The following is a 24458-nucleotide window of genomic DNA, read 5'->3' as shown; positions in this document are numbered from 1 at the left end:
CGAGGACGAACACGAGATACGGAAATATTCTGATGCGAGCTACTTTTATGTACGGTGCCGGTGATGTGCGTGTGGAGAACGCGCCCGACCCGGTCATCCAGCAGCCCACCGACGCGATCGTGCGCATCGTGCGCTCGTGCATCTGCGGCAGCGACCTGCACCCGTACCACTCCCTGCCGGCTTCGGAGCAGGGCACCCCGATGGGGCACGAGTTCCTCGGCGTGATCGAGGACCTCGGCTCGCAGGTGTCAGGGCTCAGGCGCGGTGACCTGGTGGTGGCCCCGTTCGCCTACTCGGACAACACGTGCGTCTTCTGCCGCGAGGGCCTGCACACCTCCTGCCTCAACGGCGGCTTCTGGGCCGCGGGCGGCGTCGGCGGCGGCCAGGCCGAGGCGATCCGCGTGCCGCAGGCACGGGGCACGCTGGTCAAGCTGCCCGTCGGCGAGGACTCGGAGCTGCTGCCGTCGCTGCTGACCCTGGCCGACGTCTACGGCACCGGCTACCACGCCGCCAAGCAGGCCGAGGTCAACCCGCGCACCACGGTTGCGGTCATCGGCGACGGCGCCGTCGGGCTGATGGCGGTGCTGTCGGCCAGGCGGCTCGGAGCCGAGCGGATCATCCTGATGGGCCGCCACGACGACCGCACCAAGCTCGGCATCGACTTCGGCGCCACCGACGTCGTACCCGAGCGCGGTGCCGAGGGCGTCGAGCGGGTGCGCGAGCTGACCGGCGGCCAGGGCGTCCACGCGGTGCTGGAGGCCGTCGGCTACCGAGAGGCCTACGAGACGGCGTTCGGCGTCGTCCGTCCCGGCGGGGTGATCAGCCGGGTCGGCGTGCCGCAGTACGAGGACGCCCCGATCGGGTTCGCCAGCCTGTTCGGCCCCAACATCACGCTCACCGGCGGCCCCGCCCCGGCGCGCGCCTACATCGAGGAACTGCTGCCCGACGTGCTGGAGGGCCGGGTCGAGCCGGGCCGGGTGTTCGACCGGACGATCGGCCTGGAGCAGGTGCCCGACGGCTACCGCGCGATGAACGACCGCACCGCGCTGAAAGTGCTCATCCAGCCCTGACCCCGAGAGGTAACCATGAAGCACACCACCCTGAGAGACCTGGACGTCTCCCGCATCGGCCTCGGCACGATGGGCATGTCCTTCGGCTACACCGGCGCGGGCAGCGACGACGCCGAATCCATCCGCACCATCCACCGGGCGCTGGAGCTGGGCGTCACCTTCCTCGACACCGCCGAGATCTACGGCCCGTACGCCAACGAGGAACTCCTGTCCCGCGCCCTGAAGGGCCGCCGCGACCAGGTCGTGCTGGCCACCAAGTTCGGCATGATCTCGCACACCGGCGGCGGCCCAGGACAGCTCGACAGCAGCCCGGCCAACATCCGCAGCGCCGTCGAGGGCTCGCTCAAACGCCTCGGCACCGACCACATCGACCTGTACTACCAGCATCGCGTCGACCCGAACACCCCCATCGAGGACACCGTCGCCACCTTGGCCGAGCTGGTGGCCGAGGGCAAGGTCCGCCACATCGGCCTGTCGGAGGCCGGGCCGGAGACGATCCGCCGCGCCCATGCCGTCCACCCGGTCACCGCGGTGCAGTCGGAGTACTCGCTGTGGACCCGGGAGGTGGAGGAGCGGGTGCTTCCCGTGCTGCGCGAGCTGGGCATCGGCTTCGTCCCCTACTCGCCGCTGGGCCACGGCTTCCTGACCGGCTCGATCCGCTCGCCCGAGCAGTTCGACGCCACCGACTGGCGCAGGACCAACCCGCGTTTCATGGGCGAGAACTTCCGGCGCAACCTGGCCCTCGCCGACGAGGTACGGGCCATCGCCGCAGCGGCGGGGCTCACCCTGCCACAGGTCGCCCTGGCCTGGCTGCTGGCCAAGGGCGAGCACATCGTCCCGATCCCCGGCACCAAGCGGGTCGCCCGCGTGGAGGAGAACACCGCCGCCGACGGCGTCGAGCTGACCGCCGAGCAGATCGCCAAGCTCGACAACCTGCCCCCGGCCGCCGGTGACGACCACAACGAGGAGCAGATGCGGCTGATCGAACGCTGACCGGCCCCATCCCCGACAAGGACATCCAGGTCTATGACGACGCCTGACCGCGGCACGATGGGGCGCCGCTCGCTACTTCGCCGCGCGTTCATGACAGGAGCGGCGATGATCGCGAGCGGTTGTTCCGCTTCCCCGCCACGCCGGCCCGCGCCCTCGGTCCTGCTGGCCTACTTCTCCAGGCCAGGAGAGAACTACCACTACGGCGGCCGTCGCCGGCTCGCGGTCGGCAACACCGAGGTTCTCGGTCAGATGATCGCCAGGCGCATCAGGTGCGAGGTGCACCGCATCCAACCCGCCGACCCCTACCCCGACGACTACGAGGCGACCGTCCAGCGCAACGTCCGCGAACAGGACGCGGGCGCGCGTCCGGCCATCGCCGGCCCCCTGCCCGCGATCCAGCGCTACGACACGGTGCTGCTGGGCAGCCCCATCTGGAACGTCAGGGCGCCCATGATCATGTCAACCTTCACCGAGGGCCTCGACTTCAGCGGCAAGACCGTCTTCCCGCTCACGACGTACGCCATGAGCGGCCTGGGCACCACCGAACGCGACTACGCCGCCTCCTGCCCCGGCGCGACCCTCGGGGAGGGGCTCGCGGTGCGCGGCGAGGAGGTCGCCGACGCGGACGCCGAGGTCGAATCGTGGCTGCGGCGCGTCGGCCTGCTCACCTCGTGACGAAGGACGGGAGCGCGCCCGCCACGGCACCGGTCAGTGGGCGGCGTCCAGGCGGGCGCGTTGGTCCTCGCTCAGCTCCAGGTCCACGGCGGCCAGGTTCTCCTCCAGCTGCGCCACGTCGGGTGTGAACGGATCATGACGCTTCGTGACGATCGTGCATCATCCGATGACGAACATCCGCAACTCGGAATGGACATGGAATGTCAAAGTCTAAGATTTCATGACTCGTCCATGCCTGATACAGGGTTTTCGACGTTTTCCGGTTTACGATCCCCCGCATGCGTGTTATGTCCCGGGTTTCGGCGATCCTTGGCGCGGCCATCATGGCCGGCTCGATCGTCGCCCTATCCTCACCCTCCGTGGCCGCGACGCCCGGAAACGTGGTCATCAGCCAGGTCTACGGCGGAGGCGGCAACTCCGGCGCTCCCTTCACCAACGATTACGTAGAGTTGTTCAACCGCAGCGGCGCTCCCGTGGCGCTGGACGGCTGGTCCGTGCAGTACACCAGTGCCGCCGGCACCGGGAACTTCGCCTCCAACAAGGCCGACCTCTCCGGCACCCTGGAACCGGGTCAGTACCACCTCCTCCAGCTCGCCGCCGGCACCAATCCCAGCGGTGCGCTGCCCCAGCCCGACAACGTCGGCTCGATCAACATGAGCGGCACCGCGGGCAAGGTGGCGCTGGTCAGCTCGGCCGAGGGCCTGGCCTGCAACGGCTCCTCCACTCCCTGCTCCGACACCCAGCTCGCCCAGCTCGCCGACCTGGTCGGCTACGGTGGCGCGAACTTCTTCGAGGGCTCCGCCGCCCCCGCGCTCACCAACGCCACGGGCGGGTTCCGCAAGAGCGGCGGCTGCGCCGACACCGACGACAACGGCGCCGACTTCGAGACCGCGGCCCCGGCGCCGCGCAACAGCGCCACCACCCCGGCTCCCTGCGGCGGTGGCGACCCGTCCCCGACGCCCACGCCGACCCCGACCCCCACTCCCACCCCGACTCCCACGGCCCCCGCTGAAGGCTGTGACACCGCGCCCACGCACCAGATCTCCCAGGTGCAGGGCAGCGGCGAGACCAGCCCGGTCGCCGGCCAGAACGTCCGGGTCGAGGGCGTCGTCACCGGCTCCTTCCAGGGCTCCGGCAAGCTCGGCGGCTTCTACCTCCAGGCCACCCGGCCCGACGCCGACCCGGCGACCTCCGAGGGCCTGTTCGTGTTCTCCTCCTCGCAGGTCAAGACCGGCGACCGCGTGCTCGTCTCCGGCAAGGTGATCGAGTACAACGGCCTCACCGAGATCTCCCCGGCCACCGCCGTGAACGTCTGCGGCACCGGCGTGATCAAGCCGACCAAGGTGGACCTGCCGCTCAAGAAGGGCGTCACCTTCGAACGCTACGAGGGCATGCTCGTCACCTTCGGCGACGACCTCGCCGTCTCCGAGACCTACAACCTGGCCAGGTACGGCGAGATCACCCTCTCCGAGGGCAGCCGGCTGTGGCAGCCGACGGACCGCGCGGGCGTGGACACAGACAAGGACGCGCGGCGGACGATTCTGCTCGATGACGGCTCGACCGTCCAGAACCCGCCCACGCTGCCGTACACCACCAAGGGGTCGAACACCGTCCGCATCGGTGACGAGGTGCGTGGCCTGACCGGCGTCCTCACCTACGGCTTCGACCTCTACCGCATCCAGCCGACCGAGCCCGTGGTCTTCCGAGCGGAAAACCCCCGCCCCGCCCAGCCGGCGAAGGTCGGCGGCGACGTCCGGGTGGCCAGCCTCAACACCCTCAACTGGTTCACCACGCTCGGCTCCCGCGGCGCCACCAACGCCGCCGAGCGGGACCGCCAGCTCGCCAAGCTGGTCGCCAACATCACCACGCTCAACCCGGCCGTCGCCGGGCTGATGGAGGTCGAGCGCAACAACGACGCGGCGCTGAACACGCTGGTGGACGCGCTGAACGCCAAGGCCGGCGCCGGCACGTACAAGGCGGTGACGCACCCCGGCCCTGGCACCGACGCCATCCAGACCGCGCTGATCTACCAGCCGGGCAAGGTCACCCCGATCGGCCAGGCGCGGTCGTCGTCCGACCCGATCTTCAGCCGGCCGCCGCTGGTGCAGACCTTCGGCAGCGCCAAGGACAAGGGGAAGACGTTCACGGTGGTGGTGAACCACTTCAAGTCCAAGGGCTGCACCGACGCGGACGGCCCGGCCACCGGCCCCGACGCCGACCAGGGCGACGGGCAGAGCTGCTACAACGCCAAGCGGGTCAAGCAGGCCAACGCCGTGCTGGCGCTGATCGACAGCCTCCAGTTGAAGAACGTGCTGGTTCTCGGCGACATCAACGCCTACGGCGAGGAGGACCCGATCCGCACCTTCGAGAACGGCGGGCTGACCAGCCTGAGCAAGGAGTACGTCAAGAAGGACGACCGCTACAGCTACGTCTTCGGCGGGCTGTCCGGTGAGCTCGACCACGTCATGGCCGACAAGAGCGCGCGCAAGCTGGTGACCGGCGCCACGATCTGGCACGTCAACGCCGACGAGGGCCGGTTCATGGACTACAACACCGAGTTCAACCCGCCCTCCCTGTACGCGCCCGACCCCTTCCGCTCCTCCGACCACGACCCGCTGCTGGTGGGTCTGCGACTCTGAGAACGCGTGCCGGCCGGGGCGGAGCACCTGTCCGCCCCGGCCGGCGACCGTCCTGCCGCCGGTGTTCACGTGGCCGTCACCCGGAGGCCGCTGTGATCGTCGCCTGCCCTCTCTTACGGTGACTGCGGCCGTCACGGCGACGGTCGTCGAAGGCAGGGATGGTCTATGTCGGTTTCTCGGCGCACCATGTTGGGCGGCCTCGCGGCGGCAGGAGTCGGCGGCCTGGCGCCCGCCGCACGGGCGGACGGCCACGGCGGGCCGCGCCGCGCCAAGCACGTCATCGTGGTCGACTGGGACGGCTTCGACCCCGGCTACCTGGGCCGCGTGGCGACCCCGAACCTCGACCGGCTGGCCGCCCGGGGCACCCTCGCGATCGCGGAAGGGACCTTCCACACCGTCTCCAACCCCTGCCGCGCGTCCATGAGCACGGGCGCCTATCCGGAGGCGCACGGCAACGTCGCGTACGTGTACGACCCGGTCAGCGGCAGGGCCCAGGGGCAGAGCCGGTTCCTGGCGGCCGAGACCATCGCCGAGTCATTGGCGGCCGAGGGGCGGACCGTCGCCTCCGTGCAGTGGTACATGGTCCAGGACCACGGCGTGCGCTACGGCGACCCGGAGCACCTGTACGTCCAGCCGGGCGGCGGATTCGGGCAGCGGGTCGACGTGGCGATCGACATCCTCAACCTGCGCCCGGTGGATTCCAACGGACAGTCGGTGACCGCTGCGAAAATTCCCGACCTGCTCGCCGTCTACAGCTCCGACCTCGACGGGCTGGGCCACGAGGAGGGACCGGACAGCCCGGGCATCGCCCCGTTGCTCGCCGAGCACGACCGTCAGCTGGGCAGGCTGGTGCAGGCCACAAAGGACGTCGGGATCCACGCAGACACGGCGTTCCTGCTCACCGGAGATCACGGCATGACGGCCTGGAACCGCACCCTGATCCCGCAGGTCGTCGGGGCCGTCGAAGCTCTCGGCCACACCGTCGAGGTCGTCCCCTCGGGCAGCGCCCCCGCTCCCGGCGTCGAGGTCGTCATCGTGCCCAACGCGGTGCGGGTGGGCGACATCACCTTGCGCGGCGGCGCGTCAGAACCGCGCGCCCGGGACCGGATCAAGGCGGCGCTCCGCAAGCTTCCACAGATCAGCCGGGTGCTCGACGACCGCGCGCTGCGCTCCCTGCACGCCGGGGACAAGCTCGGTGACCTGGTGGCCGAGGCGAGGCCGCCGTGGGGATTCGCTCTCGCCGAGCCGCCTGCCGGGCAGTGGCGGGGGTCCCACGGCAGCCTGGGCGAGATCAAGGTTCCCCTGCTGCTGTCCGGCGCGGGCATCCGCCCTGGCATCCGCCCGCACCGTCCACGCCTGATCGACGTCGCCCCGACCATCGCGGCCCTCCTCGGAACCCGTCCCCCCGCACAGGCCCAAGGCCGGGACCTGACCGCCCTGCCATAGCGGCGGCCGGCCCTTGTTCCCCTTGACGCTCAACGGCCAGGTGCCGGTCAGCGGGTGACGGCGCAGGTGTCTCTGTTGAGGGTGATCCGGCTCGGCAGGGACGCGTCGCCCGTGTGGTTGGCGAGGTAGCCCATGGTGACGCTCTGCCCAGGGGCGATGGAGCCGTTGTGGGAGGCGTTGACCGCGGTGACCATGTCACCGCTCTGGGTGAGGTCGGTGTTCCAGTCGGAGACGACGCTCTGTCCCCGGGCAAGGGGGAACCTCAGCGTCCAGCCGTTGATGGGGGCGGTGCCGATGTTGGTGACGGTGAGGTCGACGGTCATGCCGCCACCCCAGGTCTGTGTGGTGTAGCCGATCCGGCAGGTCGGCAGCGAGCGTTCGAACGAGACGCGGTGCAGGCCGCCGGGAAGGTCGTTGACGACGTAGAGCTCGCCCGCCGGCGTGGTGCCGAACGCGGTGACCTGCGTGGGCGTCTGGCCGATCTCGGCCTGGGAGTAGCCGCCCGAGCTGTTCTTGCGCAGCGCCCACACGGTGGAGTAGCAGTAGTCGGTGGCGATGTAGGTGTCGCCGACCAGGTCGGCGAACTGCTTGCCGCGGTACACCACTCCGCCGATGACCGCGCAGCCGCCGGTGTGCGGGGAGTAGGTGAAGACGGGCTTGGTGTACTCGGTGCCGGAACGGCACTGGGTCTGGTCGAACACCGCCAGCCCCTCATAGCAGGACCAGCCGAGGTTCGCGCCGGCCTGCCGTCCGGTCGGGATGTGGTTGATCTCCTCCCAGCTGCCCTGGCCGACGTCGGCGATCCACATCGAGCCGTCCGCGGGATCGACGGAGAAGCGCCACGGGTTGCGCCCGCCTAACATCCATATTTCGCCCCGTGCGCCCTTCACGCCGACGAACGGGTTGTCCTTGGGAACGCAGTAGGCCAACTCGCCGCAGTTCCGGCTGACATCGACGCGCAGGATCTTGCCCAACAGGGTGTCCAGGCGCTGCCCGGTGTCGAAGGGGTCCCCGGAGCCGCCGCCGTCGCCGATGCTCATGTAGAGCTTGCCGTCGGTGCCGAAGGTGATCTGACCGCCGTTGTGGTTGCCGAAGTCGGCGTGCGCCTGGGAGAGCAGGGGTTCGAGTTTCGCCTCGTCCAGCCTGTACCGGGCCAGGGTCACCGCGCCGTCCGGCAGCGCGGTGTAGGCCAGGTACAGGTCCTGGCTCTGGGCGAAGTCCGGCGACAGGGCGATGCCGAGCAGCCCGCGCTCGTTCTCGGATTCGTCCACCGACGCCGTGATGTCGATGATCGGGGTCTGTTCGAGGCCGGTGTCCGGGCGGTAGACACGCACGGTCCCGCGCTTCTCGGTGATCAACAGCCTGTTCGTCCCGTCGTCGGGCGCGGCGATGGCGGTGGGGCGGCGTAACCCGAAGGCGACCTGGGTGGTGGTCGCGTTGATCTCCTCCAGCGGCGCCCCCGCCTCGGCGAGCAGCGCGGCCAGGGCGGGTGAGGGTGTCGCCGCGGCGACGGGCAGGGCGCTCACGGGGGCGAGCAGTGGCAGGGACAAGGCGAGCAGCACGGGGGCTGCCCAGCGTTTTCCTGGCATGTCTGGCTCCAGAGGCGGGTTTCGTCGGGTGTCCGACCGGACGGTATCGGCTCGTCCGCCGTCACAACCAGGCCCGCGATCACGACGCCCGCCCTTGTGGCGCTTTCCTGCCCTCTGACCAGGGACGATACGAGAACGCGCCGACGAGGCCCGCCATCGGTCCATGAAACGTACATCCGCCGGGCGGTTCGGCGCCTGCCCCGAGCGGGGTGACGTCGATCGCGTCACCGCCGCCCTGGGGGACCTTCGGGGCGGAGTCGGACGGCTCAGCCCATGAGCAGGTGGCGGGCGAGTTCGAGGTTGTCCGCCTCCTGCTCGGCGCCGCCGCCCTCGTGCCCGTTGTAGGGCCACACGCGCATCTCCCGAGGCCCCGCGTAGTGGTTGTAGGCCGCGAAGATCGTCGACGGCGGGCACACCTGGTCCATCAGGGCGGCGGAGAACCAGGCCGGCGGGGTCGCGCGGGCGGCGAAGTTGACGCCGTCGAAGTAGGACAGCACACCGAACACCTCCTCCACCCGGCGGCGGTGGGTGCGCAGGTACTCCGCGATCTCGGCGCGCGCCCCCACGTTGCTGATCTCCGTCGCCCGGCGGAACATGCACAGTGACGGCACGTCGAGCATCACCGCGCGCAGCGCTTCCGGGACCAGCCCGGCCACGGCCAGCCCGACACCGCCCCCCTGGCTCCCGGCCACCACCATGATCCGCTCCGGGTCGATTCCGGGCAACGCGGCGGCGGCCTCGACGGCGCGCACCGCGTCGGCGTACACCCGGCGGTAGTAGTAGGTGTCCGGGTCGCTCAGGCCCCTGGTGAGGAAGCCGGGCACCTCGGGGGTGTTGCCGCCGGCCGGATCCGGGGTGCGGCCGGGCACGCCGGATCCGCCGCCCTGGCCTCTGGTGTCCATGACCAGCGTCGCGAACCCGGCCGACGGGTAGGCCAGCCACTGGTGCGGCAGGCCGCGGCCCATCGTGTAGCCCAGGTAGCGCACGACGCAGGGCAGCGGGGCGTCCCCGGCGTCGCGCGGCCGGATGAACCAGCCGCCGATGCGGTGCCCGCCGAAGCCGGAGAAGTGGATCTCGGCCACCTCCATGAGGGCCAGCGGCGTGTCCTGGGGAGTCAGGACCGGGTCGAGATCATAGGCCCGAACCTCCCGCAACGTGCGCCGCCAGAACTCCTCGAAGTCCGCAGGCTCCTCGCGCGGGGGTTCGTAGGTCCTCAGCCGCTCTATCGGCAGGTCGAACAGGGCCACTTCGCGGCCTCCTCACTGCGGGTACAGCGCGACAGCTTAGACAGTGCGATGATCACGCGCCGCGCCGGGCCGCCCGGCTGAGGGCAGCAGGCCGTGCGATGATCAGGCGCCGGGCCGTGCGGCCGAGGGCGGCGGCCGTGCCGTGACAGTGCGATGATCAGGTCCCGCGCCGGGGCGTCCAGCCGAGGACGGCGGCTGTGCCGTCGTCGTGGACGCACACGCCCCGCCGGTCGCCCGTGATCGCGAACGCGCGGTAGGCGCCGCGCCGCCGGGCCGCCGCCAGGATCGCGGTCGCGGCGTCGCTCGCCGCCAGGGCGGGAAAGGCCGTTCCTGCGAGATCCAGGCGCACCGGGGGACGCCCGTCCGGCGGGCGCCACAGTGGCCAGTCCTCGTCGGGGGTGGGGTAGGCGAGCCGCAGGGAGGTCACGGTGGTGGCGCCGTCGCGCGCGGCCGTGCGGCACACCTCCTCGGCCAGCCGCTTGGACAGACCGTACGGCTGGCCGGCGTCGGGCAGGTCCACGGCCGGGTCCACCACTCGCTCGCCGAACGCCGCGTACACCGACATCGTGCTGATGTGCACGAACGCCGGCACGTTGTGGTGGCGCGCGGCGAGCAGCGCGGCGTGCACCGACCCGATGTTGACCGCGTACGCCGCGGCGATCCGGCCCGCGTCGCCCGCCTCAGGGCCCCGCGGCACCACGGCGGCGAGATGCACGACCGCCTCGACTCCCGCGCAGGCCCGGTCGAGGGCCGCCGTGTCGGTCGCGTCGCCCTGGACGAACTCGGCGAGCCGTGCCCCCGCGACGGCCGGCCGAGGCGGCGCCCGATCCAGCACACGCACCGCGTGACCCGCCGCGAGCAGGTGCGGTGTCACGGTGTGGCCGACCTGGCCGCCACCGCCGATGAGCAGGACGCGCACGCGGGCCTCACCCTCTTCTCGACTGCCCCGGCCAACCTTATAACGGTCCCGCCCGAAAAGGGAAGATCTCTTGACCGTGCTCCCGCTAATGGCTAGTTTCGGTCTGGGCCGCTATTGGGAGCTCGGGCATCCAGGGCTGATCACGTCCGCTCCTCACCCGGAGGAAGAGCACATGAGACGAACCAGGCTGCGTGCCGCCCTGATCGGGGTGGCGCTCATGACCGGCATCACGCTCGCGCCACCCGGCACGGCGACGGCCGGCACGGTGAAAGCGCCGCCCGCGACCTCCGGCGCCGAGCAGGATCTCGGCCATCCCATCGACTCCCGCGTGTTGTCGCAGGACCAGGCGCAGGGGGTGGACGCCGACGGCAAGCCGCAGGCGTACTGGGTGACCGCGGGCAACGCCGAGATCCCGGCGATGTTCCAGGTCACCGACGTACGATCCGGCACGGTGGTGTTCCGTCAGCGCCTGCCCGCCGGGGTGAACAGCTGGGCGAGCACGTTCTCCGCCTCCGAGGGCGCGGTGTACTTCGGCATGACCGAGGGCCGGCTCTACAAGTGGCGGCCCGGCGACGAGGCGATCACCTCGCTCGGCGTGCCCTTCGCCGGCGAGGGCATCTGGCGGCTGGCCGCCGCGCCCGACGGCACGATCTACGGCGGCACGTACCCGGGCGGCAAACTGATCTCCTACTCTCCGGCGACGGGCGCGTTCACCGACCATGGCCAGGTCGTGCCGGGGGAGACCTACGGGCGTTCGCTCGCGGTCGACGACACCCACGTCTACTTCGGCACCCAGCCGCGCGCCAGGCTGGCCCGCTTCGAACGCGCCACCGGCCGCGTCACCCAGATCCCGCTGCCGGCGGCCTACGGCTCGCACGAGGTCGTCTACGACATGACCCGCGCCCGCGACCTTCTGCTGCTGCGGGTGCAGCCGTCCAACGACCTGCTCGTGTACGACATCGCCGCCGGGGCCTTCGTCGACACGGTTCCGGCGATCAGCGGCCGGGCGATCTCGCCGCCGGACGAAGCGGGCAAGTACGTATATTTCAGGATCCCGGCGGAGGGGGTCGTCCGCTACGACCTCGACACCCGCACCTGGACCAAGACCGGCTGGGCCCCCAACGCCTTCCCCGGCTCCTGGGCATGGGCGGACCTGGGCTCGGCCGACTTCCCCGGCCTGTCGCTGGTCATGACCTACTACTACGGTCGCATCTACGTGTGGAACCCGCAGACGGGCAAGACCCGCTACATCGGCGAACAGGACCTGGAAGGCTCGCCCAACCCGATCCAGGCCGTGGGCGCCGGCCCCGACGGCGCGATCCACGTCGGCGGCTTCCTGTCCCCGCCGGGCATGGCCCGGTTCGACCCGGCCACGGGAGCCACGACCCTGCTCGCCTCGGCGGGCCAGGTCGAGGGCTTCGGCCGGTTCGGCACACACCTGGTCTACGGCCGCTACCCGGACGGGCTGCTGCTGGACTACGACACCGCCTCGCCGTGGGCGTACGGGACGAACCCGGCGCCGCCCGTCACGCTGGGCGCCGAGCAGGACCGGCCGCAGGCCTTCGCCACCCTCGGCGACACCGTCGCGGTGGGCAGCGTGCCCAAGTCGGGCCGCCTCGGCGGCGCGCTCACGCTGTGGCGGCCGGCGTCCGGTGAGATCGACGTGCGCCGTGACGTCGTTCCCGAGCAGAGCGTGGTCTCCCTGGCCGCCCACGACGGCCTGCTGTACGGCGGCACGTCCGTCAACGGCGGCTACGGCATCGACCCCACCGCCACCGAGGCCAAGCTGTTCGTCTTCGACCCTCGGCGCGGCAAGGTGACCTCCTCCGCCGTGCCGGTGCCCGGCGCCGCCTCGGTCAACGCGCTCGCCTCCGACGGCGGGCGGGCCGTCTGGGGGCTCGCCGACGGTGCGCTGTTCCGCTACGACACCGCCGCGCGCAAGGTGACCCGGGTCAAGAAGCTGTTCCCCCGGGAGTCCACGATGTACGGCCACGACCGCGGCATCGTGCTGAGCGGCGGACGCGACCTGTACGCCGCGATGGCCGGGTCGCTGTGGCACGTCGACCGCAACACCTGGCGGGCGACCAGGCTCGCCACCGCAGGCGTTGCCCAACTCGCCGAGGGCGGCGACGGCAACCTCTACTACGCCAAGGGCTCGCGCCTGTACCGCTGGAACTTCGCGGCCAAGAGCTGACCTTCAGGCGCCTTCGACCGGCACCGGGATCCGCGCCTCGACCTTGAACGAGGCGCGGTCGGCGCGGTACACGTCGCGGGCGAACTCGATGCAGCGCCCGCCTTCGGTGTAGGTGCGGCGGGTCAGGAGGATCCCGCTGGAGGCGCTGCGGACCTTTAGCCGGGCGCAGGAGGCGTCGTCGATGACGATGGACTCGATGACGGCGGAGGCGTCGGCCGGCACGACGCCGTAGTGGGTGCGCAGGATGTGCCAGAGCGACCCGGTGAGTGGCCGCTCCAGGAGGCCGGGCGTGCAGGCGGCGGGGAAGTAGGTGGTCTCCAGCGCGATCGGCTCGTCGTCGGCGAAGCGCAGCCGGTGCAGGGCGTGCACGGTCTCCTCGCCGGCCAGGTCGAGCGCCTCACGGGCCGAGGGGGTGGGCGGGCGTTCCTCGGCCCAGATGAGCTGGGCCGACGGGTGCCGCCCCGCCAGGATGATCTCGTCGGAGAAGCTGCCGATGTGGAAGGGCACCCGGGGTTCGGCCACGAACGTCCCGCGCGGCGGCCGCCGGTAGACGTACCCCTCCTTCTCCAGCAGCGCCAGGGCTTGGCGCGCGGTCATCCGGCTGACGCCGTAGCTCTGGCTGAGCTCCCGTTCCGACGGCATGAGCGTGTGCGGGCCGAGCTTCTCACCGGTGATGCGGTCGCGCAGCTCCGCGGCGATCGTCACGTAACGCGGTGATGTCACGGTCTTGTGAACTCTCGTCCCCATGGTTGACACCTTAGCCCGTCTGGACGATACCTTTCGGTCCACACCACATGGTATATACCAAGAGGGAGGTTGCGATGAGAGAACACACAGAGCGCGCGGGCTCGACCGACAGCGACGGGCTGGCCCGGTTCGGCTACGAACAGTCCTTCGAACGGCGGACCGGCAGGTTCGCCTCGTTCGCCGTGGCCTTCGCGTTCGTCTCGATCGCGACCGGCATCTTCACCACCTACGGGTCGGTGCTGAACTCCTCAGGGCCGCTCGGCATCTGGACCTGGCCGATCGCGGTCGTCGGCCAGCTCGCGGTCGCGTTCGTCATCGGCTCGCTGGCCTCCCGGATCCCCGTGACCGGCTACGCCTACCAGTGGACCTCCCGCCTGGCCAACCCGGTGCTCGGCTGGATCATCGGCTGGATCTCGTTCATGTTCCTGGCCGTCGTCGTCGTGGCCGTGGACTACACCGTGGCCTCGACCGTCCTGCCCGTCCTGCTCGACTACACGGCGAGCGGCGGCATCACCTGGGCCGTCACCGCGGTGATCCTGCTCGGGCAGGCCGCGCTCGTCGGCGGCTCGACGCGGTGGTCGGAGAAGGTCAACAACGCCGCCGTGTCGGCCGAACTCGTCGGCATGGTGCTGCTGACCGTCCTGCTGCTCGTCGTGGCCGCGGTCCGCAACGACATGGACTTCGCCAACCTGTGGAGCCGCGGCGCCGTGCCCGCGGAGGGGTACTGGGGCTTCGGCGACCTGACCTCGGCCGGGCCGTGGGTGCTGGGCTTCCTGCTCGGCGCGTTCACCATCGTCGGGTTCGAGTCGGCGGCCAACCTCGCCGAGGAGACCAACGACCCGGAACGGGTGGTGCCACGGGCCATGTGGCAGGCCGTCCTGGCCTCCGGCGTCCTGGGAATGCTGTTCCTGGTCGCGGTGACGCTCGCGGCCGGTGACCCGGTGGCGCTCGCCGCGTCCGGCACCCCGATCGCCGACGTCATCAAGCACACCCTCGGCCCGATCGTCGCCACGCTCCTGCTGCTGCTGGTCGTGCTGGCGATCTTCGCCTGCGGCCTGGTCATCATGATGACGGGCACCCGCCTCACCTGGGCGATGTCCCGCGACGAGCGCTTCCCCGGCTGGCGTCAGTGGAAGCGGGTCTCGCCCCGTTTCGGCACCCCGCTGCGGGCGACGCTGTTCTACGTGGCGCTCGCCGAGGTGATCCTGGGCCTGTTCTCGGCCTTCTCGCAGGACGCCCTGTTCACCCTGTTCGGCGCGGCCACCCTGCTGCCGGCCGTCATCTACGCCGCGACCGTCGCGCTCTACCTCGCCAAGCGGCGCTCGCTGCCGGCGGGCGGCAAGTTCGACCTGGGCCGGTGGGAGAAACCCGTCCTGGCCGTGTCGGTCGTCTGGCTGGTGTTCGAGTTGTCCCTCTTCCGCGACGCCTCCTTCCGCGACGCCTGGCTCTACGTTCTGGTGATGGTCGTGATCGGCGCGGCGTACCTCGTGACGCTGCTGGCGACCCGCGGCCGCAGGGCACTGGACATGCCCGACATGCACTCGATCGACGCCACTTTCGCGCGCAAGGAGCAGAGCTGACGATGCACATCCTCGCGATCGACCAGGGCACGTCCGGGACCAAGGCCATCGTCGTGGACGCCGCCGGGGCCGTCCTGGCGATCGCCGAGGAGACCCTGCGCCCGCACTACCTGGAAGGCGGCGGAGTCGAACAGGACCCTCGGGCCCTGCTCGACTCCGTCCTGACCGCCGGACGGCGCGCCGCCGCCGAGGCGGGCGTGCCCCTGGACGCCGTCGCCCTGGCCAACCAGGGCGAGACCGTCCTGGCCTGGGACCCCGCGACCGGCACGCCGCTCACCCCCGCCATCGTCTGGCAGGACCGCAGGGCCGAGCGGGTGTGCGCGGCGCGGGCCGCGCACACCGACCGGCTCGCCACGCTCACCGGCCTGGTGCTCGACCCCTACTTCTCGGCGCCGAAGATGCGCTGGATCAGGGAAGAGCTCACCACCGACGGCGTCGTGACGACCACCGACACCTGGCTGATCCACCACCTGTGCGGCGCTTTCGTCACCGACGCCTCCACCGCGGGCCGCTCCCTGCTGCTCGGCCTGGAGGACACCCACTGGAACGGCGAGCTGCTCGAGGTGTTCGGGCTCGGCGCGGAACGCCTCCCCGAGATCGTCGCCAGCGACGCCGTCGTCGGCACGACCACCGCGTTCGGGCCGGAACTCCCGGTGACCGGGCTGATCGTCGACCAGCAGGCCGCGCTGCTGGCCGAGGCGTGCCTGGAGGCGGGCACCGCCAAATGCACCTACGGCACGGGCGCGTTCCTGCTCGCCCAGCTCGGGACGTCCGCGGCCCGCTCGGCGTCGGGCCTGGCGACCTCGATCGCCTGGCGGCTGCGCGGCGAAACCCGCTACTGCGTGGACGGCCAGGTCTACACCGCTGCCTCGGCCGTGCGCTGGCTCGCCGACCTCGGCCTCATCTCCGGCGCCGACCAGCTCGACACGGTCGCGGCTGCCTCCAGCGAAAACGTGCTGTGCGTGCCCGCGCTCGCCGGCCTGGCCGCGCCGTGGTGGGACTCCGCCGCCACCGCCTCCTTCACCGGCATGACGCTCAGCACCGGCAGGGGCCACCTCGTCCGGGCGCTCCTGGAAGGGATCGCCGCCCAGGTCGCCGAGCTGACCGCGCTGGTCGGCGCGGACCTGCGCGCGCCGCTGTCCCGGCTGCGCGTCGACGGCGGCCTGACCCGCTCACGCGTCCTCATGCAGGCGCAGGCCGACCTCGCCCAGATCCCCGTGGAGGTCTACCCGTCACCGCACGCGACCCCGCTCGGCGCCGCAGCCTGCGCCCTGACAGCACTCGACCCGTCCCTGGACCTGGCCGAGACGGTCGGCGGCTGGCAGCCGTCGGCCACCTACGAACCCGCCTGGCCCGCCGACCGGGCCGCCGACCACCTGGAGCGGTGGCAGGCCGCCGCCCGCGCCACCCTGTCGCCGAAGTCGCCGAAGTCGCCGAAGTCGCCGAAGTCGCCGAAGGAGAAGCAGTGAACACCTACGACGTGGCCGTGATCGGCGGCGGCATCGTCGGCGCGGCCGTCGCGCGCCTGGTGGGCGGCACCACCCTGTCGGTGGCGCTCCTGGAGGCGCGCGACGACGTGGGCGACGGCACCAGCAAGGCCAACACCGCCATCCTGCACACCGGCTTCGACGCCAAACCGGGCACCCTGGAATCCCGCCTGGTCGCCCGAGGCTACGACCTGCTCGGCGACTACGCCCAGGCCACCGGCATCCCCGTGGAACGCACAGGAGCGCTGCTCGTCGCCTGGACGGACGAACAGCTCGACGCCCTGCCCGGCCTGCGCGCCAAGGCCGAACGCAACGGCTACGACGCCTGCGAGATCGTCGAGGCCGCCGAGGTCTACCGCCGGGTCCCCGCCCTCGGCCCCGGCGCCCTCGGCGGCCTGACCGTCCCCGGCGAATCCGTCATCTGCACATGGACCACCAACCTCGCCCTGGCCACCGACGCCGTCAACCGCGGCGTGACGCTGCTGCGCGGCCACCGCGTCACGCAGGCCCACGTCGGCCCCGGTGCCACCCGGCTGGCGACCACCCGGGGCGAGGTCACCGCCCGCTGGGTGGTCAACGCCGCCGGGCTCGGCGCCGACGCGCTCGACGCCCTCTTCGGCCACGACCGCTTCACCGTCACGCCGCGCCGAGGCGAACTGCTGGTCTTCGACAAACTCGCCCGGCCGCTGGCGCCCTGCATCGTGCTGCCGGTGCCCTCGTCCGCGGGCAAGGGCGTGCTCGTCAGCCCCACCATCTACGGCAACGTCATGCTCGGCCCGACCGCCGAGGACCTGACCGACCGCACCGCCACCGGCACCTCGGAAGCGGGGCTGAGGTTCCTGCGCGAAAAGGGCGCCGCGCTCATGCCCCGGCTGATGAAGGAGGAGGTCACCGCCACCTACGCGGGCCTGCGCGCCGCGAGCGGGCACGACGACTACCTCATCGACCTCGACGCCGAACAGCGCTACCTGCTGATCGGCGGCATCCGCTCCACCGGCCTGACCGCCGGCATGGCGATCGCGGAACACGCCGGAGACCTCCTCAAGGGCCATCTCGACCTCAGCCCGCGCGCCGGCCTGCCCGCGCCGCCCCGCATGCCCAACCTCGGCGAGGCCTTCCCCCGCCCCTACCAGGACGCCGCCGCGATCGCCTCCGACCCCGAATACGGCCGGATCGTCTGCTTCTGCGAGCGGGTGACGCGAGGGGAGATCCGCGACGCCCTGACGTCGGCGATCCCGCCCGCCGGGCCGGACGGCCTGCGCCGCCGCACCAGAGCCATGAACGGACGCTGCCAGGGCTTCTACTGCGGAGCCCGGGTACGCGAGATCTTCGAGGGGGAGAAGAAATGACCGAGCGGGTACGGGTGGCCGTCATCGGCGGCGGCCCGGCGGGACTGACCGCGGCCGCCGCCCTCGCCCCGGCCGTGGACGGCGACGTCCTGGTCCTGGAACGCGAACCGGAGACCGGCGGCATCCCCCGCCACAGCGACCACCCCGGCTACGGCATCCGCGACCTGCGCAGATTCATCTCCGGGCCCGAATACGCCCGCAGGCTGACCCGCTCCGCCCGCGAGGCCGGGGCACGGCTGGAAACCGAGGCCATGGTCACCGGCTGGGCCGCACCCCCGGCCCCGGACGCGATGCCGCCGCGCGTCCCGGACGCGACGTCGCCGCGCGCCTTGGAGGCGACGTCGTCACGCGCCCTGGAGGCCACCCAGCCGCTCGCCCTTGAGGTGACCTCGCCGCGCGGCCGCCGCCTCGTCCAGGCCGACGCCGTGGTGCTGGCGACCGGCGCCAGGGAACGGCCCCGCCCGGCCCGGCTCATCGCCGGCGACCGGCCCGACGGCGTCTACACCACCGGGCAGCTCCAGAACCTCGTCCACCTGCACCACCGCGAGGTCGGACGGCGCGCCGTGGTCGTCGGCGCCGAACTGGTGAGCTGGTCGGCGGTCCTGACACTGCACGAAGCCGGCTGCCGCACGGTGCTGATGACCAGCGAGTACGCCAAGCCCGAGGCCTACACCGCCTTCCGCGTTCCCGGACGGCTGGCCTTCGGCGTGCTCGTCCGCGCCCGCACCCGGCTCGTCGCCATCCACGGCAAGGGCCGGGTGACCTCGGTCGACATCGAGAACCTCGACACCGGGACCCGCCACCGCGTCCCCTGCGACACCGTGATCACCACCGGCGACTGGATCCCCGACCACGAGCTCGCCCGCGCGGGCGGCCTGGAGATGGACGCGGCCACGCTCGGGCCGCGTGTGGACACCTCCCTGGCCACGAGCCTGCCCGGCGTGTTCGCGGCAGGCAACCTCCTGCACCCGGTCGACACCGCCGACGTGGCCGCGCTCGACGGCCGCCACGTGGCCTCGGCCGTCCTCGGGCACCTGGCAGGCGATCCCGCCCCGGCCGGGGGCGTGCCGCTGGTGGCCGAGGCGCCCCTGCGCTGGGTCGCGCCGCAGATCGTCCGTCCCGGCGGGCCGCCGCCCTCCCGGGGCAGGCTCCTGCTGTGGTCCGACGACTTCAGAGCGCTGCCCCGCGTCGCCGCCGTCCAGGACGGACGCCTCCTCGGCCGCACCCGGCTCCCGTGGCCCGCCGCCCCGGGCCGGGTCTTCCGCGTCCCCTTCTCCCTCGTGGCCGGCGCCGACCCGGCGGGCGGTCCTGTGCACCTCACGCTGGGGTGACCGCCCGGCCGGTCGGTCACCAGGCGGCCCAGAAGCGGCCCGAAGACCCCACCGGGCGGCCGTCATGATCAGCGCACGTAGATGTTCGGCCTGGGCGGCGTGGGCATGCCGTCTCCCAGGAAGAAACCGGTGTGCGGCGGCTGGTTGTAGGCGGTGTTCTGCCAGGCGACCGACACCCGGTAGAGCGGGTCGTGCATGAGGGTGTAGATGCGCCGGTCGGTGGGCGTGGTGGTGGAGTAGACGCGCAGCGCGCGGTTGTCGCTGGTGGGCCAGATGACCTCCTCGCGCCAGTCGCCGAACAGGTCGCCCGAGAGCGAGGGCGTCGCCTTGGTGCCGTTGTTGGAGTGCACGCCGGAGGCGGTCAGCAGGCGGGTGTCCGAGCTGGTGCCGTACTTGTCGATCCTGGTCTGGTCGAGCAGTTCCCTGACCGGGTCGGCGTCCCACCAGATGAGGAAGTTGACCGAGGACGGTTTGCGGCCGGCGTTGTTGCCGGTGACGCTGCGCAGGTTGCCGTCGGAGGCCGACCAGAACTCGCCGGCGATCCTGACGGTCGAGATGTCGCCCGCCACGCCGCGCCCGTTGTCGGAGCCGGAGGCGGTCGACCAGAGGATCTGGCCGTTACGCGGGTCGATGTAGAGCGAACCCGGCTGGGAGGTCGACTCGCTGACCTTGAAGTACTCAAGGCCCGCCCTGGCCGGGTCGAAGTCGCCCAGGTGCTGGGCGTCGCCGTGGCCGGTTCCCGTGGTCCACATGCCGGTGCCGTTGTCGTTGACGGCCATGGCGCCGTAGACGATCTCGTCGCGGCCGTCGGCGTCCACGTCCCCGACGGACAGACTGTGGCTGCCCTGGCCGGTCCACTGCGAGCCCGCCGAGTTGCTGTCGAACGTCCACCGCTTGGTCAGCGTGCCGTTGCGGAAGTCCCAGGCGGCGATGACACTGCGGGTGTAGTAGCCGCGCGCCATGATCAGCGAGGGACGTTCACCGTCCAGGTACGCCGTTCCCGCCAGGAAGCGGTCCACCCGGTTGCCGTAGTTGTCGCCCCATGAGGAGACCGTGCCGCGTGGCGGGTCGTAGTTCACCGTGGACATGGCGGCGCCCGTCAGACCGTTGAACATGGTCAGGAACTCGGGCCCGCTCAGCACGTACCCGCTGGAGTTGCGGTAGTCGGCGCTGGAGCTGCCGATCAGCGTGCCGCGGCCGTCCCTGGTGCCGTCGGCGGTCTTCATCGCGACCTCGGCCCGGCCGTCGCCGTCGTAGTCGTAGACCTGGAACTGCGTGTAGTGGGCGCCGGCGCGGATGTTGCGGCCCAGGTCGATGCGCCACAGCCGGGTGCCGTCGAGGCGGTAGGCGTCCACGAAGACGTTGCCGGTGTAGCCCGACTGGGAGTTGTCCTTGGCGTTGGACGGGTCCCACTTCAGCACGATCTCGTACTGGCCGTCGCCGTCCATGTCGCCGACGCCGGCGTCGTTGGCGCTGTAGGTGTAGGCGACCCCGTCGGGCGTGGTGCCGCCCGAGGGCGGCTGGATCGGGACGTCCAGGTAGGAGCCGCCGGTGAAGCGGAGCGAGGCGGGGGACGCGGCCTGCTCGGCCCCTCCGACCACCGCCCTGACCGTGTACGAGGCGTCGGCGGCGGCCCCGTTGTCCAGGTAGTTCGTGGAGGCGGTCACGCCCGAGGCGACCCTGGTGGAGCCTCGGTAGAGGTTGAAGGAGACGCCGTCGGGGTCGGTGCCGAGGAGCCGCCAGGAGAGGAGGTTGCCGGAACCGGAACGCACGCTGATCAGGCCGCGGTCGAGGTCTTCCATCTGTTTGGTCGGCGGGGCCGCGTGGGCGGCGGCGGCCGGGGTGATGAGGGTTGCGGCCAGGGCGAGTACGGCGGTCAGGTGGGGTAACCGCATGGTGGTGTCCTTCCGTGCCGGGGGAGTTGGTAAGCGCTTTCCCGATGGGCGAAAAGAAAGTTTCATGGAGCCGAATAGCGCCGTGGTAGCGCTAACAGAGGCGCGCTGGGCGTCCGGCCTGCGCAGATGGTCACGAGTGCTCCTCGATGAGGGCGGTGATGGCTGGGGCCGTATTAAAGCCAGCCCGCCCCGTCCGCGCAAGCTGCCGCCTCACCATCGTCAAGGCCCATAAGTTATGTCTAAAGGAGTATTGACATAACTAATTGTGGCAACCAGTATTTTGGCATGTCAGAACGTGACCTCCTGCTCCACGTGAGGATCCGCAGAGCGCTGGAGGCACGTATCCGCACCGGTCAATGGGGACCGGGCACCCGCATCCCCACCGAGGTCGATCTCTGCGAGGAGTTCGGGGTCTCGCGCATCACCGTGCAGCGAGCCCTCCGCGACCTGGCCGACGCCGGGCTCATCGTCCGCTTCCGCAAGCGCGGCAGCTTCGTGGCCCAGGCCGTCGGCCGGCACAACCTGCTGCGTTTCACCGGCCTGCTGATCCAGGGCCCGGAGGCGCACGGAGACCACCGCGTCATCTCGGCGCAGGTGCTGCCCGCCCAGGCGGCGCGCCTGCGGCTGCCCGGCGTGCCAGGCGACGAGGCCGTCGTCCAGATGGAGCGCCACAAGATAGGCGCTGACGGCCACGTCATGAACACCGAGTTGCACGTGCTGCCGTTCCGGCTGGCCCCCGACCTGCTGCAGCAGCCGCTGGGCCCCCTGACCACCCACGCCTACCTGCGCGACCGCGGCGTCGAACTGGTGCGCGCCAGGCTCTACGTCGACCCCCACGTGCTCGACGAGGTCGAGGCCGAGCTGTTCGGCCTGCCGGAGGGCACCCCCGTCTTCCGCTGGACCCGCGAGACGTGGACCCGCCGCGGCGAGATCGCCGAACTCCTGGAAGAGATCGTGCCGACCAGGTCCGATCGTTTCTACGTGGAGACCGATTTAAGCGGCTCCGCCGACCGCTCCTAGCCGACCGACGATATCGGGTGCCTGCGACCAGGTGCCCCACCCAGGCGTACCCGAAAGCCGTCACCAGAACAGGAGCGCATCCATGAGGTCGGTCGCCGTCATCGGAACGGGAACCGTCGGGTCCATGGCTCTGTGGCGTCTGGCCGAGCGGGGCATCCCCGCCGTCGGCTTCGACGCCTACGCCCCCGGCCACGACCGCGGCGCCGCGGGCGGCGAGTCGCGGATCTTCCGCACCGCCTACAAGGAGGGCCCGGCGTACGTGCCGCTGCTGCGCCAGGCCCGCGCCCTGTGGGAGGAACTGGAACGATCCGCCGGCAGTCGCCTGCTGACCCCCGTCGGCGGCGTCACGGTCGGCCCGCGCGACCACCCGAAGATCCGGGCGGTGCTGGAGTCGGCCCGGGCCCACGACCTGCCCGTCGAGGTCCTGACCGGCAACGACCGCGTCCCCGAGCACCCGCTGCGCGACGGCGAGATCATGGTCGTCGACCGCGACGCCGGCTACCTGCGTCCCGAGGCGTCCGTCGTGGCCGCCGCGGCGGCGGCCGAGCGGGCGGGCGCGCGCATCGCCCGCTACACCCCCGTCAAACAGGTCAAGGAGGACGCCGACGGCGTGACGGTGCTGGCGCAGGAGGGCGAACACCGCTTCAGCCACGTCGTCATGACCCCGGGCCCGTGGGCGCGGGCTTTGCTGCCCGGCCTCGCCCTGTCCACGAAGGCCATCACCTCGACCTGGTTCCCGCGCCGCGACGAGAGCCTGTTCGATCCGGACAGGTGCCCGATCGCCATCCGCGTCGGCGAGCCCGCCTACTCCTGCTTCCCCGCGGTGGACGGCGTGGGCGTCAAGGTCAACCTGCACGTCCCGTGGCAGGAGATCGGCTCGCCGGACGACCTGGCCCGCAGCGTGCCGGTCGCCTACGTCGAACAGCTCGCGCGCGCGGTGGCCGAGACGCTGCCGGGTCTGCGGCCCGATCCCGTGCGCGTGGCGACGTACTGCGACGCCTTCACCCCCGACGGCCACGGCCTGCTCGGCAGGCGGGGCCGTACCGTGCTCGCCACCGCCTTCAGCGGGCACGGCTTCAAACTCGCCCCCGTCTTCGGCGACATCATCGCCGACCTGGTCGAAACCGGCGCGACCACGCGCGACATCGGCCACCTGGCCCCGAACCGCCCCCTTCGGAGGTTGCCATGAAACCCGCAACGCCAGCCCTCGGACTCCTGCTCGCCCTCACCGCCTGCGGCGCCCCCACCCCGTCCGCCGCCCCGAACACGCTGGTCATCGCCGGGTACGGCGGCTCGTACGAGGAGGCGTTCAAGAAGTCGGTCATCCCGGGATTCGAGAAGTCCTGCGGCTGCAAGGTCACCTACATCTCCGGCAGCTCCACCGACACGGTCGCCAAACTGAAGGCACAGCAGGCCGCCCCGCAGATCGACGTGGCCCTCATCGACGACGGCGTGCAGAACCAGGCGGTCGAGGCGGGCCTGCTCGCGGCGCTCGACCCCAAGAAGGTCACGAACCTGGCGAACGTGATCGACATCGCCCGCCTGCCCGGCGACGTCGGCGTGGGCTTCTCCCTGAACGCCACCGGCATCGCCTACAACACCGACTACTACGCCAAGAACGGGCTCCCCGCGCCGAAGCGGCTGGCTGACCTGGAGAACGCGGGGCTCAAGGGCAAGCTCGTCATGCCGTCCATCACGCAGACGTACGGTCTGGGCGCGCTGCTCATGGCGGCCAAGGTCGGCGGCGGCTCCGAGCAGGACATCGACCCGGGCTTCGCGGGCGTGAAGAAGGTCGCCGCGAACGCGGTCACCTTCGACACCACCGCGGACGTGTCCAACTACTTCCTGCAGGGCCAGGCCGTGGCCACCGTGTGGGGCAACTCGCGGGTGCAGACGCTGGCCGCCAAGGGCTTCCCGATCGCGTTCGTCTACCCGGAGGAGGGCGCGCTGCCGCTGATCGCCACCGTGAACGTGGTGAACAAGGCGCCGCACGCCGACCTGGCGCACACGTTCGTCAACACGCTGCTGGAGCCGGAGGCGCAGCAGACGATGGCCGCCTTCAACTTCAACGGCCCGGCCGTCAACGGCGTCACCCTCGACCCGGAGCTGGCCAAGAAGGTCGTCGGCCAGGATCAGGCCGCCGATCTGCGCAAGCTCGACTGGCCCCTGATCAACAAGAACCGTGCGGCGTGGACGGACCGCTGGAACAAGGAGATCGAGACCTCATGACCGAGCTTGCCGAGGTCATCAGTAAGCAGGGGAACATGGGCCCGACGA

General features: G+C 71.4%; 18 protein-coding genes. 13 read left to right on the top strand and 5 right to left on the bottom strand.

Annotated features, from left to right (window positions below):
* The first annotated feature begins 47 nt into the window (after positions 1 to 47).
* From ACFOY2_RS06680 to ACFOY2_RS06660, 5 genes are all read left to right on the top strand, one after another.
* Positions 48 to 1070, top strand: a complete 1023-nt coding sequence (locus tag ACFOY2_RS06680; protein WP_379527449.1) for a zinc-binding dehydrogenase — start codon at positions 48 to 50, stop codon at positions 1068 to 1070.
* 15 nt (positions 1071 to 1085) lie between these two features.
* Positions 1086 to 2063, top strand: coding sequence for an aldo/keto reductase (locus tag ACFOY2_RS06675; RefSeq protein ID WP_379527045.1), 978 nt, complete (start codon positions 1086 to 1088; stop codon positions 2061 to 2063).
* A 33-nt stretch (positions 2064 to 2096) separates the two neighbouring features.
* Entirely contained in the window at positions 2097 to 2738 is a 642-nt protein-coding gene (locus ACFOY2_RS06670) for a flavodoxin (RefSeq protein ID WP_379527044.1), read from the top strand.
* Between the two features lie 278 nt (positions 2739 to 3016).
* The gene (locus tag ACFOY2_RS06665) at positions 3017 to 5377 is read left to right on the top strand and encodes an ExeM/NucH family extracellular endonuclease (RefSeq protein ID WP_379527043.1); all 2361 of its coding nucleotides are present in this window, start codon (positions 3017 to 3019) and stop codon (positions 5375 to 5377) included.
* 165 nt (positions 5378 to 5542) lie between these two features.
* Entirely contained in the window at positions 5543 to 6823 is a 1281-nt protein-coding gene (locus ACFOY2_RS06660) for an alkaline phosphatase family protein (protein WP_379527042.1), read from the top strand.
* Between the two features lie 47 nt (positions 6824 to 6870).
* Here ACFOY2_RS06660 and ACFOY2_RS06655 read toward each other — a convergent pair whose 3' ends face one another.
* The 3 genes from ACFOY2_RS06655 to ACFOY2_RS06645 form a co-directional block, all read right to left on the bottom strand.
* Positions 6871 to 8412 (bottom strand): PQQ-dependent sugar dehydrogenase, encoded by a 1542-nt coding sequence (locus ACFOY2_RS06655; RefSeq protein WP_379527041.1) that lies wholly within the window; start codon positions 8410 to 8412, stop codon positions 6871 to 6873.
* Between the two features lie 266 nt (positions 8413 to 8678).
* A complete protein-coding gene (locus tag ACFOY2_RS06650; protein WP_379527040.1) occupies positions 8679 to 9659 on the bottom strand; it encodes an acetylxylan esterase in 981 nt (326 codons plus the stop codon).
* Positions 9660 to 9816: 157 nt separating this feature from the next.
* A complete protein-coding gene (locus ACFOY2_RS06645; RefSeq protein WP_379527039.1) occupies positions 9817 to 10578 on the bottom strand; it encodes an NAD-dependent epimerase/dehydratase family protein in 762 nt (253 codons plus the stop codon).
* A 172-nt stretch (positions 10579 to 10750) separates the two neighbouring features.
* Between ACFOY2_RS06645 and ACFOY2_RS06640 the strand changes: the two genes are divergently transcribed.
* Positions 10751 to 12772, top strand: coding sequence for a hypothetical protein (locus ACFOY2_RS06640; RefSeq protein WP_379527038.1), 2022 nt, complete (start codon positions 10751 to 10753; stop codon positions 12770 to 12772).
* A 3-nt stretch (positions 12773 to 12775) separates the two neighbouring features.
* Here ACFOY2_RS06640 and ACFOY2_RS06635 read toward each other — a convergent pair whose 3' ends face one another.
* Entirely contained in the window at positions 12776 to 13519 is a 744-nt protein-coding gene (locus tag ACFOY2_RS06635; RefSeq protein WP_379527037.1) for a GntR family transcriptional regulator, read from the bottom strand.
* A gap of 74 nt (positions 13520 to 13593) precedes the next feature.
* Here ACFOY2_RS06635 and ACFOY2_RS06630 point away from each other — a divergent pair, with 74 nt between their 5' ends.
* Genes ACFOY2_RS06630 through ACFOY2_RS06615 form a run of 4 tightly spaced genes read left to right on the top strand, consistent with a single transcriptional unit; the run spans position 13594 to position 19266 of the window.
* Positions 13594 to 15099 (top strand): amino acid permease, encoded by a 1506-nt coding sequence (locus ACFOY2_RS06630; RefSeq protein ID WP_379527036.1) that lies wholly within the window; start codon positions 13594 to 13596, stop codon positions 15097 to 15099.
* A gap of 2 nt (positions 15100 to 15101) precedes the next feature.
* The gene (locus ACFOY2_RS06625) at positions 15102 to 16568 is read left to right on the top strand and encodes an FGGY family carbohydrate kinase (protein WP_379527035.1); all 1467 of its coding nucleotides are present in this window, start codon (positions 15102 to 15104) and stop codon (positions 16566 to 16568) included.
* Complete coding sequence (locus ACFOY2_RS06620; protein WP_379527034.1) at positions 16565 to 17935, top strand: NAD(P)/FAD-dependent oxidoreductase; 1371 nt, start codon at positions 16565 to 16567, stop codon at positions 17933 to 17935. Before ACFOY2_RS06625 ends, ACFOY2_RS06620 begins: the two co-directional genes overlap by 4 nt.
* On the top strand, positions 17932 to 19266 hold the full coding sequence (locus ACFOY2_RS06615) for an NAD(P)/FAD-dependent oxidoreductase (protein WP_379527033.1): 1335 nt from the start codon (positions 17932 to 17934) through the stop codon (positions 19264 to 19266). The genes ACFOY2_RS06620 and ACFOY2_RS06615 overlap by 4 nt, the downstream gene beginning before the upstream one ends.
* Before the next feature lie 68 nt (positions 19267 to 19334).
* Here ACFOY2_RS06615 and ACFOY2_RS06610 read toward each other — a convergent pair whose 3' ends face one another.
* On the bottom strand, positions 19335 to 21161 hold the full coding sequence (locus ACFOY2_RS06610; protein ID WP_379527032.1) for a rhamnogalacturonan lyase: 1827 nt from the start codon (positions 21159 to 21161) through the stop codon (positions 19335 to 19337).
* Positions 21162 to 21446: 285 nt separating this feature from the next.
* On the opposite strand from ACFOY2_RS06610, the gene ACFOY2_RS06605 reads away from it, so the two are divergent.
* The 3 genes from ACFOY2_RS06605 (at position 21447) to ACFOY2_RS06595 (ending at position 24410) form a co-directional block, all read left to right on the top strand.
* A complete protein-coding gene (locus ACFOY2_RS06605) occupies positions 21447 to 22181 on the top strand; it encodes a GntR family transcriptional regulator (protein WP_379527031.1) in 735 nt (244 codons plus the stop codon).
* 82 nt (positions 22182 to 22263) lie between these two features.
* Entirely contained in the window at positions 22264 to 23370 is a 1107-nt protein-coding gene (gene solA / locus ACFOY2_RS06600; RefSeq protein ID WP_379527030.1) for an N-methyl-L-tryptophan oxidase, read from the top strand.
* The gene (locus tag ACFOY2_RS06595) at positions 23367 to 24410 is read left to right on the top strand and encodes an ABC transporter substrate-binding protein (RefSeq protein ID WP_379527029.1); all 1044 of its coding nucleotides are present in this window, start codon (positions 23367 to 23369) and stop codon (positions 24408 to 24410) included. The genes solA and ACFOY2_RS06595 overlap by 4 nt, the downstream gene beginning before the upstream one ends.
* Positions 24411 to 24458: the final 48 nt, after the last annotated feature.

Source organism: Nonomuraea purpurea, assembly GCF_042650645.1.
Taxonomy (GTDB): Bacteria; Actinomycetota; Actinomycetes; order Streptosporangiales; family Streptosporangiaceae; genus Nonomuraea; species Nonomuraea purpurea.
This window is presented reverse-complemented; position numbering and strand designations above follow the sequence as displayed.

Excerpts from the sequence above, each read along its gene's own strand:
- ACFOY2_RS06630 (WP_379527036.1), top strand. The coding sequence starts at position 13,594 with ATGAGAGAACACACAGAGCGCGCGGGCTCGACCGACAGCGACGGGCTG.
- ACFOY2_RS06680 (WP_379527449.1), top strand. The coding sequence starts at position 48 with ATGTACGGTGCCGGTGATGTGCGTGTGGAGAACGCGCCCGACCCGGTC.
- ACFOY2_RS06665 (WP_379527043.1), top strand. The coding sequence starts at position 3,017 with ATGCGTGTTATGTCCCGGGTTTCGGCGATCCTTGGCGCGGCCATCATG.
- solA (WP_379527030.1), top strand. The coding sequence starts at position 22,264 with ATGAGGTCGGTCGCCGTCATCGGAACGGGAACCGTCGGGTCCATGGCT.
- ACFOY2_RS06605 (WP_379527031.1), top strand. The coding sequence starts at position 21,447 with ATGTCAGAACGTGACCTCCTGCTCCACGTGAGGATCCGCAGAGCGCTG.
- ACFOY2_RS06615 (WP_379527033.1), top strand. The coding sequence starts at position 17,932 with ATGACCGAGCGGGTACGGGTGGCCGTCATCGGCGGCGGCCCGGCGGGA.
- ACFOY2_RS06610 (WP_379527032.1), bottom strand. The coding sequence starts at position 21,161 with ATGCGGTTACCCCACCTGACCGCCGTACTCGCCCTGGCCGCAACCCTC.
- ACFOY2_RS06635 (WP_379527037.1), bottom strand. The coding sequence starts at position 13,519 with ATGGGGACGAGAGTTCACAAGACCGTGACATCACCGCGTTACGTGACG.
- ACFOY2_RS06655 (WP_379527041.1), bottom strand. The coding sequence starts at position 8,412 with ATGCCAGGAAAACGCTGGGCAGCCCCCGTGCTGCTCGCCTTGTCCCTG.
- ACFOY2_RS06595 (WP_379527029.1), top strand. The coding sequence starts at position 23,367 with ATGAAACCCGCAACGCCAGCCCTCGGACTCCTGCTCGCCCTCACCGCC.
- ACFOY2_RS06675 (WP_379527045.1), top strand. The coding sequence starts at position 1,086 with ATGAAGCACACCACCCTGAGAGACCTGGACGTCTCCCGCATCGGCCTC.
- ACFOY2_RS06670 (WP_379527044.1), top strand. The coding sequence starts at position 2,097 with ATGACGACGCCTGACCGCGGCACGATGGGGCGCCGCTCGCTACTTCGC.
- ACFOY2_RS06660 (WP_379527042.1), top strand. The coding sequence starts at position 5,543 with ATGTCGGTTTCTCGGCGCACCATGTTGGGCGGCCTCGCGGCGGCAGGA.
- ACFOY2_RS06625 (WP_379527035.1), top strand. The coding sequence starts at position 15,102 with ATGCACATCCTCGCGATCGACCAGGGCACGTCCGGGACCAAGGCCATC.
- ACFOY2_RS06640 (WP_379527038.1), top strand. The coding sequence starts at position 10,751 with ATGAGACGAACCAGGCTGCGTGCCGCCCTGATCGGGGTGGCGCTCATG.